We start from the raw sequence: 13,535 nt of genomic DNA, 5'->3' as shown, positions 1-13,535 counted from the left end.
TGAGCTGTGCGCCGTATGCACAGCTCGAAGTCGCTGCCGCCCCTGGACGGCCTGAACGCGGTGATCGCCGCCCGCGATACCGGCTCGTTCACCGCGGCCGCGGAACGGCTCGGCCTGACCCATGGCGCGGTCAGCCGGCGCGTGCATGCGGTCGAGCACTGGCTGGGCACCGCGGTGTTCGAGCGGCACGGCCGCGGCGTTCGGGCGACCCCGGCCGGGCAGCGCTTCATCGCCCAGGTCGAGCAGGCCTTGAGCGCGATCAGCGACTCCGCCGATCGCTGGCGCCCGCGGCGCGAGCTGCCGGTGATCCGCCTGAGCGTGGTGCCGTCGTTCGCACGCCTGTGGTTGCTGCCGCGCATGCGCCTGCTGCAGGACGTGCCGGCGCAGCGCCGGGTCGAATTGACGATCGAACATCGTCTGGCCGATTTGTCCGGCGGCGAGGTCGACTTGGCCGTGCGCTATGGCAAGGGCCCGTGGCGTGACGCCTGCGCACAGTTGCTGTTCAAGGAACGCCTGCTGCCGGTGGCATCGCCCGACCTGGTCGCCGAACTCGGCGGCCACCCGGGCGCGAGCCGTCTGGCCGATGCGCCGCTGTTGCACGACTCCGATACCAGCCAGTGGCGTGCATGGCTGAAGGCGCAAGGCGTGGCTTATCGCAGTAAGGCCGCGGACCGGCGCTTCGAGGACTACGACCTGGTACTGGCCGCGGCCAAGTCCGGTCTCGGCGTCGCGTTATTGCGCTCGCCCTTGGCCGACGAAGCGCTCGCCTCCGGGCAGTTGGTGCGCCTATCGAAGGCGTGGCTGGCCAATCCGGCCTCGCACTACCTGGTCATGCGTTCGGGCGAAAGCCGCGGCATGGTGTTGGAAGCGGCGGCGAAACTGCTGGCCTTGTCGGCGCCCTTGCGGCGTTGAGCCGGGACGGCGTTTCAAAGTAGTTTGGTCACCGACAGCACTACCGGCCCGCCGACCGATTCGACGCCGGTGGTGGAGCAGGCATCCAACTGCGTCTGCAGCAAGGTCACCGTGCGTACCGTGGCGGCGCCGAGAAAGCGGCCGCTGACGATCTGGCCGGATTCGATCCGCACCACTTCGCCGACCGGCCGTTGCGTAACCACGGTGGTGGGTTGGATCACGCTGGTCGTGCCGTCGCTCCATAGCACGGTCAGCGGCGGCGTCGGCGCCGCACCGGAGAGGATTTCGCAGGAGAGGTTGGCGGTGCCAGAGGTGCCGTAGCTCGCGCTGGTCACGCCGAGCGGAATGCCGGCGCACGGAGCCAACAGTCCGCTCACCGAGAACGCGACCGGCTGCGGCGTGAAGGTCATGCCCGGATCGTACTCGGCGGTTTCGGTGCCGAGGCAAGTCAGGCTGACGGTTTGCGCGGTCGCCGTCGACGGCAGCCCGAGGGCCGACAGAACGAGTAGGGAAATCACGGCATCGGCGAGTGTCTTGCGGAAATTCATGACGGCTCCTCGGCGGATAGGTAGGTCTACGGCTTGCTTCATGGCGGTGCGGTTTCGACTTGCGATCGGTCGATCGGCGAGGCGATGACTGTCCGGCATGCCGCCGCGCAAGGCCACTCACCCTCATTCACACTGCGACCGTCATCGGGCCCGCGGCCATGCCGCATGCGCGGATTCACGAACACCTCATCCTGCTGAAGGATCGCTGCACGCCGTGCGCGCCATCACCCGTCTGTAACCGGTCGCGACCGAGGATCGATGCACATCGGCGTTGCTGCCGATCCGGTCCGAACCTGTGGAGGTCACGATGCTTCGTTACACGGTCATCTTCTTCATCATCGCCATCATCGCCGCGGTGCTCGGCTTCTCCGGCATCGCCGGCGCGGCGAGCAACATCGCATGGATCCTGTTCATCGCCTTCCTGATCCTAGCGGTCGTCTCGTTCTTCCGCGGGCGCCGAGTCTAGAGTCCGCGTTCGCCCGAAGTGTGCGAGGTCAGAGCGGGCGAATGAGGATGTTGCGGTAGGCGACTTCGTCGCCATGATCCTGCAGGCCGATGACGCCGCTGCGCGCAGCGGCGAACTCGGGCCAGTCCTTGAACTTGCTTTGCCTCAGTCGCGCCTTCCAGTCGGGCGAGTCGAGCCGATAGGCGACCACCTTGACCCCGTTCAACCAGTGCTCGACCTCCGCGCCGCGCACACGGATGCGGGCCTGGTTCCATTCGCCGGCCGGTCGTGCGACGACCGTGCTCGGCGGATACAGGTCGTAGGCGGCCGCGGCCCAGCGCGTGCGGCCGTTGCCGGCGTCGGGATGGCGCTGGTCGTCGAGCACTTGGTATTCGATGGCGCTGCGATAGATCGGGGCCTGGGTTTCCGCGGCGCGGTAGAAAATGCCGCTGTTGCCGCCGGGCGCGATCTTCCACTCGATGCGCAGCTCGAAGTCGCGGTAAGCGCGGTCGCTGACCAGATCGCCGCCGGGCCCGCTGCGCACGATCGCGCCGTCGATCACGCGCCAGCCGGCAATCGGTTGGCCGCGCTGAGCGTACAGATGCCAGCCTTCGAGGCTGCGGCCGTCGAACAAACGCACGAAGCCCTTCTCGCGTTCGGTCTTCCTCGGAGCGTCTGTGCCGGGCCGGGCCTCGGCGGGAGGCACGGCCGGCGACGGCAGGGCCGATAACAGGATGAGCGCGGCGACGATGACAGACAGTCTCGACATGATGGGCAACTCCGGTGATACAGAAGTGTCGGTGGCGCAGTGTCGGCGGCGCGCAGCGGTGTCGTGCCCGTCGGCGCCAGCGCGGCAGCGCCGATAGGCGACGGCGCCGGGTCAGGCCTCGGCTTTGAGCATGCCGGTCTTCCACGCGCGCGGCGACAGCCCGGTGGAGGCCTTGAACGCGCGCGACAGCGCGGCCTCGCTGCCGTAGCCCACGTCCATCGCGATCGTCTTCAACGGCCGGCCGCCTAGCAAGGCTTGCTGGGCCAGTCCGACGCGCCATTGCTGCAGATAAGTGCCGGGCGTGCAGCCGACGCTGTCGCGGAAGGCATTGGCGAACACGCTGCGCGACATGCCGGCGCGTGCAGCCAGCGTGTCCAGGGTCCAGTCGTGCTCGGGCGTTTCGTGGATCGCGACCACGGCATGCCGCAGTTGCGGATGCGATAGCCCGGCCAGCATGCCGACGCGGGTGCCGCCGCTCTCCATCAGGTGGCGCAGCACCTGGATCAGCACCACCTCGAACAGACGGTTGATCAGGGCCTGTCGGCCGCAGCGCCGTTCGAAGGCTTCCTCGAACAACAGCGCCAGCACCGGCTGGCTGCCGTCGATCTGGTCCAGCCCGATGCAGACGAAGGCCGGCAAGGCGGTGGCGATCGGGTTGGCGGCGCCGCCTTCGAACTGCAGGTTGGCGCAGGCCAGGTCGGCGCCGCGCTCGGCGTCGGTGATGAAGCGATGCGCGAGCGGACGAGGGTAGAGCAGCAGGCTCGGCACCTCGACGCGCAGCCCGGGCTCGCCTTCGTGCACCACCTCGACGGTGCCCTCGCGCACCAGATGCAGCTGGCCGGCGCCGTGCTCCGGCGTGAGGTCGTTGATGCCGCACAGGGCGCCGGCCTGGAACAGCCGGGCGCTGGCGGAGAAGCGTTCGAGCAGGGCTTCGAGGCGGTCGGTCATGGAAATACGATAGGTAAAGTTTTACGGACTATACGTCACGTGGAGTCCTGGCTGAGCCGGCAAAGTATCTCCCACGGGCCCAACGCCCACCCAACAAACCGGAGACCGCCATGACCACCCTGCAACGCTCGCTCGCCCTGTCCCTGCTGACCTTTGGCATCGCCACCTCGGCCCAGGCCGCCGGCCCCGTCGCTACCGCCACTGCCGCCTCGACCGAGCAGGCCGCTGCGCTGCGGCAGTCGTCCAACATCATCGTCACCCAGGACGGGGTCCAGCTGTACTACAAGGACTGGGGCCCGAAGGACGGCCCGGTCGTCGCCTTCAGCCACGGCTGGCCGTTGAGCTCGGACAGCTGGGAATCGCAGATGCTGTTCCTGGCCGAGCACGGCTACCGGGTGATCGCCCACGACCGCCGCGGCCACGGCCGTTCCAGCCAGCCCTGGGACGGCAACGACATGGATCACTACGCCGCCGACCTCAAGGCGGTGCTGGACACCCTCGACGTCCGCGATGCGGTGTTGGTCGGCTTCTCCACCGGCGGCGGCGAAGTCGCACGCTATCTCGGCCGCTACGGCAGCGAACGGGTGCGCAAGGCGGTGTTGGTCAGCGCGGTGCCGCCGCTGATGCTGAAGACCGCGGCCAACCCCGGCGGCCTGCCGATCGAAGTGTTCGACGGACTGCGCAAGGCCTCGCGCGAAAACCGCGCGCAGTTGTACCTCGACATCGCCTCGGGCCCGTTCTACGGCTACAACCGTCCCGGCGCCAAGCCCTCGCCCGGCCTGATCGAATCGTTCCGCTCGCAGGGCATGCAGGCCGGCCACAAGAACACCTACGACTCGATCGCCGCGTTCTCGGCGACCGACTTCACCGAAGACCTCAAGCGCATCGACGTGCCGGTGCTGGTGATCCACGGCGACGACGACCAGATCGTGCCGATCGCTGCCTCCGCACACGCCGCGGCCAAGCTGATCAAGAACGCCAAGTTGATCGTGTACTCGGGCGCGCCGCACGGCCTGCCGGATTCGCACAAAGACCGGCTCGACCGCGATCTGCTGGAGTTCGCCGGCAAGTGATCGACGGCGGTGGCCCACGGCCACCGACGAGCGCAAGGCCCCGGTCGACCCGGGGCCTTGCGCGTTTCGCCGAAGCGAAGCCGCAGCAGGGAGGGCTGCCCGCAAGCGGTCTGCGGCCGAGCGTGGAACCCGTGCCGCGACCATGGCCGAATTGTATTTTTTGTCGGTTCTGCCCGTCGGCGAATCGCAGAAAAAATCCTGGGAACTTAGCGCGGGGAGCGGATGCGGACAGGCGGCGACCGGAGCATTGGCCGTCTGCGCACGCGACGGCCGGGGCCGCCATCGAGCGGCATCAGCGCTGCTTGCGCACGGCTTTCGCTTTGGGCGCGCGCGAGCTCCGGCCGAGTTCGGTCAGTCGTTGCGGCGAGCCCTCGCCGTTGAGTTCGTCGAGCACGGCCGCCGGATAGTCGGCATACACGTTGCCCCACCAGCGCTTCGATTTGCTGTCCCAGACGCGCCAGCCGTCGGCGGGGACGGGTTTGCCGACGTAGCGTCGCTTGCGGGCTCCCATGCGTCACCTCCAAGCAGTTGCGGAGCGGCAGCGTAGGTCCGCCGCCCAGGCAAAGACAGATTCTGTTCTCGAAACCGTGATCCGATTCGCCAAGTCGAAAACCGGCGCTGGGGAATTTCTCGAAACTGGATGTCGCACGACGCGGTTCCGGATTTTTCCATTGGGCGCGCGCCGTAGACAACGGCAACCTGATGCCGCGATTACCGCACCAGGAGAGATCATGAAAGAAGCATGCTTATTGCCGCGCACGGGCAAACCGAGCCTGCGGCTGCTGTTGACGCGCGCCGCATTGTTGGCCGGCGGCTCGCTCGCATTGGCGGGCTGCCCCCAGCAGGAGGCCGCACCGCCCGCTACGGCAGCGCCGCTCGAAAACGCCACGCCCGCCGCGGCGCTGACGGTCGGTTCGGCGCCGCCCGCGTCGGTATCGCCGCAGGCCGCCGCGACCGCCCGTCCGGATTCGTCGGTAGCGGCCCCGACCCGCAGCGCGCTCGTTGCGTCGTGCACGCAGGTGAAGCAATACGAAGTCACCTTCGTCCTCGACCGGGCCTATCCCTGCGGCCAGTTCGCCAACGGCGACTACTGGGTCGCGCCGACCGCCGACAGCCTGGGCAAGGTCAAGGTGGTGTCGATCTCGCCGGCCTTCTCCAGCGGCCGCAACGGCTTCGAGGTGAACCCGACCCAGGTCGACCGCCAAGGCTTCGACTCGCGCGCAAGCAACTACCTCCGCTCGCTGGTGCCGGCGTTGCCCTATTCGGCCTCGCCGAACCAATCCATCGTCAAGGCGAAATCGCTCTCCACCTTCAACAAGACCGCGCTCGATACCGCGGTGGTGCTGACGGTGTTGGCCGCGCCTCCGGCCGATGGCGGCAGCACCTCGTTCCGTCCGCCGTACTTCGGCCGCAGCAAGCCGTTGTACTCGACCAACCGGCTGCGCCTGGATCGCTTGCCCTCGCTCGCGCCGCTGGCGTCGGCGCCGACCCTGAGTGCACTGTCGGCGAGGTACCAGCGTCTGCAACTGGATCACCAGTTGCATTGGAGCGCCGACGAGATCCATCCGCTCAAGAACATGCCGGACTACGGCGCCTGGATCGCGATGAACTTCGCCGAGGCATCGCTGCGCCTGATGGTCGACGGCGATGCGGCCGAGCGCCGCAAGCTGGCGATCAACATGGTGCAGTACGGCATCGACCTCGATGCCGGGATGCAGGGCGGCTTGCATTTCAATGCCGACGGCGGTCACCGCCACGGCCGCAAGTTGGTGTTGGCCTTGTCGGCGCTGTTGCTCGACGATCCGGCGATGGCTGCGCGCGTGCGCGACTTCCAGCAGGGGACCTTCCAGGAAGACGGGCAGCTGTATGTCGGCGCCGGCGCCGGGCAGGTGTTGTTCGGCGGCCTGTGTTCGGCCGAGGACTACTGGGACAACCAGAACACCGGCGGCAACTCGCGCGATTGCCGCGATCCTTATGGCTACATCGACGGCGGCCAGGAACCCGGCGCCTACTATCAGATGTGTTGCACGGCCAAGGGCTACAAGGCCATCGCGCTGGCGCTGCGCTTGATGCCGTCGCTGCGCTGCATCTGGACCGACGACAAGATCCTGCGTTACGCCGACCGTTGGGTGAACCACGGTGCCTGGACCCAGCCCGACCCCTACCAGCCCAACGGCAACGGTGCGCTCGACAACAGCCCCTCCGACGGCACCGGGCGCTGGCCGGCGCTGCACGGCGCCGCTCGCGACGGGGGCTACTACGGCAGCGAGTTCGCCGATGCGATGTGGACCGCCTACCGCGCGCAGGCCAGCGATACCTATAGCTGTCCCTGATCGAGGTATCTCGGCATAGCGCCCGACGATAGCGGTCGGGTGCGAAACCATCGAAGGGCCGCTCCATTCGTGGAGCGGCCCTTCTTGTTTCGGGCGGGCCGCTCGATACCGCAGTGCGATGTTTGCGCCGGCCGGGACCGCGGGCGGCGCGGCGAGCGCAAGGCTAAGCTGGTGGCAGCCGACCGACCGGCGGCCTCGCCGCGATCACATGAAAATTCCGACTCTCATCGTCTGCGCTTTACTCGCCGTGACCGGTTGCGCCAGCTTCTCGGGCAGCGGTCGCGACGATGCCTTCTGCGGTGAAATGGTCAAGTTCGCGAATGCGACTCCCCTGAGCAGCCAACATTCGGTCGAATTGCTGACGAACTGGCCGGAGTGGAGCAAAAGCTGCCAGCACGAGGGCTACCAGCCCGGCAAAGATTTCTGCAAATGGCTGGTGCATAACACCTCGACCGAATTCGCTTACGGCAATATCCGCAGAGCACTGTCCTGCCTCGATCCAGGCGCGAATTATGCCGGCGGTGGGCATGCTGTCCCGAGCTACCTGACCGGAAAGATCGAGTCCTACCGCGTGAAAGGCGCCGACGAGAACGTGCGCATCGAAGTGGAATACGCGGACCGCATCGAGGGGCAACCCTCCAAGCTCAAGATCACCGCCGAGCGTTGGGTGTTGGACGAGTGATTCCGGCTTGTTTCCGTTTCGTCCTGCAGTGCCACCATCGATGGAGCTGCGGCCCGGTGGATTGAGGGGGAGCCGGACCTTGCCGATGCGTGGGCCGTCTCGACTGCGAAATCGCCGGGATTCTTGCTATGTTGCCGGCACCGAGGGCCGCGCCGCAGCGAAGCCGAAAGCCACATTCGCGGGCAGGCCACCGGTCTTTCAGGGGGGGGAGGGCGCAGCAGCGCCTTGCCGATATGGAACATCCAGGGGGCAGTATCCAATGAAGCAGTCGATGCAATCGGCCCGTCGCGGGCCGGTAGGTTTCTTTCGTGCGCGGATCGCAGTGGCGGTCGCGCTGGCCGCCCACGGCGCGGTCGCCGCGGCCAAGCCGCCGGAGCCTTTGCCGTATCCCTTGGCGCCTGAGCTCGCGGTCGAGTTGCACCTGACCCAGACCGAGCTGACGCCGGTCAGCGGTGTTTCCAGCCCCGTCGTCGACCCGGTGATGATGAACAGCCTGGTCACGAATCACGGCACGGCCGGATTGGTCGGCGGCCTGATCGGCGGCCTGATCGTCGGTGCCATCATCCAGAAAGGCGCGAACGACGGCGCCAAGTGGGGCAATGAAGTCATCGGTCCCTACGATTACCGGACCTCGATGGAGGCCAGCCTGCGCGCGGCGCTGGTGTCCGGCGGCATCACCCCGTCGCCGATCGTCAAGGTGGTGTTGCCCGAGCCCAAGCCCGAATCCAATACCGAACCCGGAGCGGCCGCCGCCAAGCCGGCGCCGGTCAGCAAGGGCCCGGTGGCATGCACGAACCCGGTGCTGCGGCTGCGCCCACTGCGCTGGGCGCCAGTGAACAGCACGCTGGTGACCGGGCTCAATGCCAGCTTCTACGATTGCGTTCCCGGCAAGAAGGGCGGGCTCGAAGAGAAGCTGGCCTGGTCGCGGGGCTACCAGGTGTCGATGGTCGCGGACGCCGAGGCGATGCCGCGCAAGCAGCAGAAGGGCTATATCGAGGGGCTGGATGCGGCGCGTGTGCATCAACTGCTCGACCATGCCGCGGTCGAAGTGGCGGCGATGTTCGCTTACGAGTTTTCGCAGGAAGGCCGGGTCGAGCGCGAGCAGAAGGTCAGCGTATGGAACGGTCTGCGGCAGATACGCGCCGGAGAGTACTGGGTCTGGAACCGCCATCGTCACGCGATGTTGCCGGACATCCTGGGTACCTACCGCCTCAACGACGCTTCGATCGTCGCCTTCAGCGCCGCCACCGCAGCGCCGGCGACCGCCGTTGCGGCGCCCGCGACGCCTGTCGTCAGCGACGCCGTGGCTGGGCCGGCTGCGGCGGTCGCTCCTGCGGCACCCGCAAGTGCTGCGCCTTCCGCTCCTGCGGGTGCCGCAGCTCCCGCGGCCCCGCTCGTGCCTGCGGCACCCGCGCCGGCCACGCCCGAAGCCTCGGGCCCGGCCACCGGCGGCGATGCCGTGCAGGGAGGCTGACCGAGGGCATGGCGGTGCCCGGCCGTCGGCCGGTCTCGCTTGCCGCGATAACAGCAAAGGCCCGCAATGCGGGCCTTTGCTGTTTGCGGATGCCGCATTGAAACGCGTTACTCGCTCGGCGATGCGTATCCGTCGAGGTTGCTGACGATGTTCATGCACTTGCCGGTGCTGTCGCAGGCGGCGTGGGCGATGTTCTTGTTGTTGCAGTTGCCGTAGGTCTTGGTGGTCTGGCTGGTCGCCGGCAGGTTGCCGTTGGCCACCGGCAGGTAGAACACCGAGGATTGCGCGCCGATCACGTTGCACGAGGGCAGTTGGTTCGCGCCCTGGCTGTATTCCTCGACGAAGCTGACGGTCTGGCTCTTGAAGCCGCTCCAGGTGGCCGGGATGTTGATCGTGGCGACGGTGATGCTTTCGCCGGTCATCAGGTCGGTGACGACGCCGGTCACCTTGGTCGAGGCGCGGATCACGTCGACCTTGTACTTGTGGCCGGGCTTCCAGTTCCACTTGATTTGGCACTGCACGCCGCTGCCTTCGTGGGAAAAGTGGCCGCAGCTGGCGCGGCTCGATGCGTCCCAGCCGCTGGCGAGCCAGATCGAGAAGTTGAGCCAGCGCTGACCGCTGCGGTTTTGCAGGCCGATGTAGCCGCCGTCGCCGCCGTGGAACCAGAACTGGTTGGCCCAGTAATAGTTCGAACGCGAGCCGCCGTCGTGGTTGACCTGATCGTAGAAGGTGAGCTGGTTATAGCCGGCGGTGGTTGCCGGCCAATGCGCATCAGTGCTGACGATCCCGCCCACGACCACGGCCTGCGCGGTCGGCCCGATCAACATGCATGCTGCTGCGATCAGCCCGGTCAGAGCTAGCTTTTTCATTGCGGTTCCTCTTGCGGATGGGGCCGCCCGCGAATGCGGGTCGGTGCACGGCCTGGGTGCAGCGCGAACCTAGCGGTCCGCACGGCACAGTGGAACGGCCGATATCGTTGTCATCCGGGAGTGCGGCGGTAGCCGATCACGGTATCGATCATTGCCTCGCGATCCGCGCTTGGCCGGGTCATGAAGCTGCCGCGAGATATCCGCGGTGACCACGGAGATCGACGCCGTCGTCCTGTTTGCGCGGCGATGCATCAACCAAAGGCGCCTTCGTTGAAAGACAACGGTGTCTTCCGCGCCGATGCCCCATCGAGGCGATCGCAGCGCGTTGCGACTGGGCGGCTGTCGCCGTGATGCATCGGGCGCGAGCTCGCGCGGTGGGTTTCGGCCCGCGATGCTTTAAGACTTCTTAGTCCGTTTCGCAGCGCCGTCTCGCCTGGACAGTCGCAGCGGGATCGTGCGAGGCCGGCGCGAACGCGGCCGGCACGCGCGCCCGGAGGCAAGCACTGCCTTCGCATCGGCCGATTCGGTACAGCGCCTTGCTCCCCAAGCACGCCGCGAGCGGGTATCTTCACCGCCCTCCCGCGTCCCCAATGCTCCAATCGAGCCCCTATGGCCAAGAAACAGCTCCGTCGCGACCCCGGTTTCGACGCCTTCGTCCGTGTCCGCGGCGCGCGCGAGCACAACCTCAAGGACATCGACGTCGACATCCCGCGCGATGCGCTGGTGGTGTTTTCCGGCGTGTCGGGTTCGGGCAAGTCCTCGCTCGCTTTCGGCACCCTCTATGCCGAGGCGCAGCGGCGTTACCTGGAATCGCTGTCGCCGTACGCGCGGCGCCTGATCGATCAGGTCGGCGTGCCCGACGTCGATGCGATCGAAGGCCTGCCGCCGGCGGTGGCCTTGCAGCAGCAACGCGGCAGCCCGAACGTGCGTTCGACGGTGGGCAGCGTGACCACCTTGTCGAGTCTGCTGCGCATGCTGTATTCGCGCGCCGGCAGCTATCCGGCCCAGCAGCCGATGCTGTACGCCGAGGACTTCTCGCCGAACACGCCGCAGGGCGCGTGCCCGAATTGCCACGGCCTGGGCTATGTCTATGAAGTGACCGAGCAGTCGATGGTGCCGGACCCGTCGCTGAGCATCCGCGAGCGCGCCATCGCATCGTGGCCGCCGGCCTGGCACGGACAGAACCTGCGCGACATCCTGGTCACCCTGGGCTACGACATCGACAAGCCCTGGCGCGATCTGCCGAAGAAGGATCGCGAGTGGATCCTGTTCACCGAGGAACAGCCCTCGGTGCCGGTGTATGCCGGCTTCAGCGTCGCCGAGACCCGCGCCGCGCTGCGCCGCAAGGCCGAGCCCAGCTACATGGGCACCTACATGGGCGCGCGCAAGTACGTGCTGCATACCTTCGCCAGCACGCAGAGCGCGCTGATGAAGAAGCGCGTGTCGCGCTACATGATCGGCGCGCAGTGTCCGCTCTGCGACGGCCGGCGCCTGAAACGAGAGGCTTTGTCGGTGAGCTTCGCCGGGCTCGACATCGGCAGCCTGTCGCAGCTGTCTCTGGACCGGATCGCCGAGGTGCTGACGCCCGCGGCGGAAGGTCGCTTCGATGCCCCGGCCAGCGCCGCCACCCGCAGCCGCGCGGCCGGCCGCAGCGCCGAAGCCAAGCGCATCGCCGCCGGCGGGTTGGCGCATGCCGGCAGTTCCGACGTGCGGCGCACGCCCAACCTGTCCGAGGAAAAACGCATCGCCGCGCAGCGCATCGCCCACGACCTGGTCGAACGCATCGGCACTTTGCAGGCCTTGGGGCTCGGCTACCTGGCGATGGACCGGGCCACGCCGAGCCTGTCGCCGGGCGAATTGCAACGGCTGCGCCTGGCCACCCAGATCCGTTCCAATCTGTTCGGCGTGGTCTACGTGCTCGACGAGCCTTCGGCCGGCCTGCATCCGGCCGACAGCGAGGCCTTGCACCGCGCGCTCGACCAGCTCAAGGCCACCGGCAACACCGTGTTCGTGGTCGAGCACGACCTGGAGACCTTGCGCCGCGCCGACTGGTTGGTCGATGTCGGCCCCGACGCCGGACAACACGGCGGACGCATCCTCTACAGCGGCCCGCCCGAAGGGCTGCGCGAGATCGAAGCTTCGCGCACCCGGCCGTATCTGTTCGATCTCGTTGCCGCCGAGCCGCGGCCGCCGCGCAAACCGTCGGCCTGGCTGGAACTGCGCGGCCTGCATCGAAACAACCTGCATGGCCTCGACGCGCGCTTTCCCTTGGGCGCCTTCACCGCGGTCACCGGCGTGTCGGGTTCGGGCAAATCGAGTCTGGTCAGCCAGGCCTTGGTCGAACTGGTCGGCGAGCACCTGGGGCACGAGCCGGTGCCCGAAGAGAGCGACAACGACATGCCGCAGCCCGGCCCGCTCGCGCGCGTGTCCGGGCGGTTGCACGCCGGCGCCGACGCGATCAAACGCCTGGTCAACGTCGACCAGAAACCGATCGGCCGCACGCCCCGCTCGAACCTGGCCACCTACACCGGCTTGTTCGATCACGTACGCAAGCTGTTCGCCGCCACTGCGATGGCGAAGACGCGCCGCTACAACGCCGGGCGTTTTTCCTTCAACGTCGCTCAGGGCCGTTGCGACACCTGCGAGGGCGAGGGCTTCGTGCAGGTCGAACTGTTGTTCATGCCGACCGTATACGCGCCGTGCCCGACCTGCCACGGCAGCCGCTACAACGCCAAGACCCTCGAAGTCGTCTGGAACGGACGCAACATCGCCGAGGTGCTGGCGATGACGGTCGACGAAGCGCTGGCGTTCTTCGACGGCGAAGCGGCGATCCGCCGCTCGTTGAGCCTGCTGCACGACATCGGCCTGGGGTATCTGCGCCTGGGACAGCCGGCGACCGAGCTGTCCGGCGGCGAAGCGCAGCGCATCAAGCTGGCGACCGAACTGCAGCGCAGCCAGCACGGCGACACCTTGTACGTACTCGACGAGCCGACCACGGGCCTGCATGCGGCCGACGTCGACAAGCTGATGGCGCAGTTGCACGGCCTGGTCGAGGCAGGCAACACCGTGGTCGTGGTCGAACACGAGATGCGCGTGGTTGCCGACGCCGATTGGGTCATCGACATCGGTCCGGGCGCGGGCGAGCAGGGTGGACAGATCGTCGCCAGCGGCACGCCGCAACAGGTCGCGCGCTCGAAGGCGAGCCGCACTGCGCCGTATCTGCGCGAGGTGTTGGCTTGATTATCGGCTAGTAAGGTCGATTGGCACGCGTTCGGTACGTGTAGGAGCGACGTGAGTCGCGACCACGTACCTGGCCGGCGCGCGGTCACTTGCACGGAGCTCCAGGGTAGGAGCGGCGCGAGCCGCGACCGCGTTATGTCCGATGCGGTGTCTATGGCCGCCAGGCGATGAGGCAAGTGCAAGAGTAAGAGCAAAGCTTCCGTCCGCTGACGCGGCCGGGTTACTTTCTTTTGCTGGCCCAA

12 protein-coding genes are annotated in these 13,535 nt (G+C 67.5%); 7 read left to right on the top strand and 5 right to left on the bottom strand.

Features of this window, described 5'->3' with window-relative positions; all coding sequences use genetic code 11:
* Nucleotides 1-15 precede the first annotated feature (15 nt).
* Entirely contained in the window at nucleotides 16-912 is an 897-nt protein-coding gene (locus tag EX88_RS0106540) for a LysR substrate-binding domain-containing protein (protein ID WP_081930674.1), read from the top strand.
* A gap of 14 nt (nucleotides 913-926) precedes the next feature.
* Here EX88_RS0106540 and EX88_RS0106535 read toward each other — a convergent pair whose 3' ends face one another.
* Nucleotides 927-1,460, bottom strand: coding sequence for a hypothetical protein (locus EX88_RS0106535; RefSeq protein WP_200875806.1), 534 nt, complete (start codon nucleotides 1,458-1,460; stop codon nucleotides 927-929).
* 307 nt (nucleotides 1,461-1,767) lie between these two features.
* On the opposite strand from EX88_RS0106535, the gene EX88_RS25130 reads away from it, so the two are divergent.
* Nucleotides 1,768-1,926 carry a DUF1328 domain-containing protein gene (locus EX88_RS25130; RefSeq protein ID WP_031371200.1) on the top strand — a complete coding sequence of 53 codons (159 nt, stop codon included), beginning with the start codon at nucleotides 1,768-1,770 and terminating at the stop codon, nucleotides 1,924-1,926.
* A gap of 28 nt (nucleotides 1,927-1,954) precedes the next feature.
* On the opposite strand, the gene EX88_RS0106525 is transcribed toward EX88_RS25130, so the two are convergent.
* Nucleotides 1,955-2,674 carry a 3-keto-disaccharide hydrolase gene (locus EX88_RS0106525; protein ID WP_036148219.1) on the bottom strand — a complete coding sequence of 240 codons (720 nt, stop codon included), beginning with the start codon at nucleotides 2,672-2,674 and terminating at the stop codon, nucleotides 1,955-1,957.
* Nucleotides 2,675-2,785: 111 nt separating this feature from the next.
* Nucleotides 2,786-3,622: an AraC family transcriptional regulator gene (locus EX88_RS0106520; protein ID WP_031371198.1), complete on the bottom strand. Its 837-nt coding sequence runs from the start codon at nucleotides 3,620-3,622 to the stop codon at nucleotides 2,786-2,788.
* 110 nt (nucleotides 3,623-3,732) lie between these two features.
* Here EX88_RS0106520 and EX88_RS0106515 point away from each other — a divergent pair, with 110 nt between their 5' ends.
* Nucleotides 3,733-4,695, top strand: coding sequence for an alpha/beta fold hydrolase (locus EX88_RS0106515; protein WP_031371197.1), 963 nt, complete (start codon nucleotides 3,733-3,735; stop codon nucleotides 4,693-4,695).
* Nucleotides 4,696-4,987: 292 nt separating this feature from the next.
* Here the strand turns inward: EX88_RS0106515 and EX88_RS0106510 are convergent, their stop codons facing one another.
* A complete protein-coding gene (locus EX88_RS0106510) occupies nucleotides 4,988-5,206 on the bottom strand; it encodes a hypothetical protein (protein WP_031371196.1) in 219 nt (72 codons plus the stop codon).
* 220 nt (nucleotides 5,207-5,426) lie between these two features.
* Here EX88_RS0106510 and EX88_RS0106505 point away from each other — a divergent pair, with 220 nt between their 5' ends.
* The 3 genes from EX88_RS0106505 (at nucleotide 5,427) to EX88_RS25790 (ending at nucleotide 9,184) form a co-directional block, all read left to right on the top strand.
* Nucleotides 5,427-7,028: a hypothetical protein gene (locus tag EX88_RS0106505; RefSeq protein ID WP_152566130.1), complete on the top strand. Its 1,602-nt coding sequence runs from the start codon at nucleotides 5,427-5,429 to the stop codon at nucleotides 7,026-7,028.
* Nucleotides 7,029-7,146: 118 nt separating this feature from the next.
* Entirely contained in the window at nucleotides 7,147-7,710 is a 564-nt protein-coding gene (locus tag EX88_RS0106500; protein ID WP_161786081.1) for a hypothetical protein, read from the top strand.
* A gap of 271 nt (nucleotides 7,711-7,981) precedes the next feature.
* Nucleotides 7,982-9,184: a hypothetical protein gene (locus EX88_RS25790; RefSeq protein WP_152566128.1), complete on the top strand. Its 1,203-nt coding sequence runs from the start codon at nucleotides 7,982-7,984 to the stop codon at nucleotides 9,182-9,184.
* 107 nt (nucleotides 9,185-9,291) lie between these two features.
* Here the strand turns inward: EX88_RS25790 and EX88_RS0106490 are convergent, their stop codons facing one another.
* Nucleotides 9,292-10,053 (bottom strand): DUF3472 domain-containing protein, encoded by a 762-nt coding sequence (locus tag EX88_RS0106490; protein ID WP_081930673.1) that lies wholly within the window; start codon nucleotides 10,051-10,053, stop codon nucleotides 9,292-9,294.
* Between the two features lie 609 nt (nucleotides 10,054-10,662).
* Here EX88_RS0106490 and EX88_RS0106485 point away from each other — a divergent pair.
* On the top strand, nucleotides 10,663-13,293 hold the full coding sequence (locus EX88_RS0106485; protein WP_031371191.1) for an excinuclease ABC subunit UvrA: 2,631 nt from the start codon (nucleotides 10,663-10,665) through the stop codon (nucleotides 13,291-13,293).
* The last annotated feature ends 242 nt before the right edge of the window (nucleotides 13,294-13,535 follow it).

Source organism: Lysobacter antibioticus (assembly GCF_000731095.1).
Classification (GTDB): domain Bacteria; phylum Pseudomonadota; class Gammaproteobacteria; order Xanthomonadales; family Xanthomonadaceae; genus Lysobacter; species Lysobacter antibioticus_B.
This window is presented reverse-complemented; position numbering and strand designations above follow the sequence as displayed.

Coding starts and splice junctions, on each gene's coding strand:
- EX88_RS0106535 (WP_200875806.1), bottom strand. CDS start 1,460: ATGAATTTCCGCAAGACACTCGCCGATGCCGTGATTTCCCTACTCGTT.
- EX88_RS0106500 (WP_161786081.1), top strand. CDS start 7,147: ATGTTTGCGCCGGCCGGGACCGCGGGCGGCGCGGCGAGCGCAAGGCTA.
- EX88_RS0106485 (WP_031371191.1), top strand. CDS start 10,663: ATGGCCAAGAAACAGCTCCGTCGCGACCCCGGTTTCGACGCCTTCGTC.
- EX88_RS25130 (WP_031371200.1), top strand. CDS start 1,768: ATGCTTCGTTACACGGTCATCTTCTTCATCATCGCCATCATCGCCGCG.
- EX88_RS0106510 (WP_031371196.1), bottom strand. CDS start 5,206: ATGGGAGCCCGCAAGCGACGCTACGTCGGCAAACCCGTCCCCGCCGAC.
- EX88_RS0106490 (WP_081930673.1), bottom strand. CDS start 10,053: ATGAAAAAGCTAGCTCTGACCGGGCTGATCGCAGCAGCATGCATGTTG.
- EX88_RS25790 (WP_152566128.1), top strand. CDS start 7,982: ATGCAATCGGCCCGTCGCGGGCCGGTAGGTTTCTTTCGTGCGCGGATC.
- EX88_RS0106515 (WP_031371197.1), top strand. CDS start 3,733: ATGACCACCCTGCAACGCTCGCTCGCCCTGTCCCTGCTGACCTTTGGC.
- EX88_RS0106540 (WP_081930674.1), top strand. CDS start 16: ATGCACAGCTCGAAGTCGCTGCCGCCCCTGGACGGCCTGAACGCGGTG.
- EX88_RS0106525 (WP_036148219.1), bottom strand. CDS start 2,674: ATGTCGAGACTGTCTGTCATCGTCGCCGCGCTCATCCTGTTATCGGCC.
- EX88_RS0106505 (WP_152566130.1), top strand. CDS start 5,427: ATGAAAGAAGCATGCTTATTGCCGCGCACGGGCAAACCGAGCCTGCGG.
- EX88_RS0106520 (WP_031371198.1), bottom strand. CDS start 3,622: ATGACCGACCGCCTCGAAGCCCTGCTCGAACGCTTCTCCGCCAGCGCC.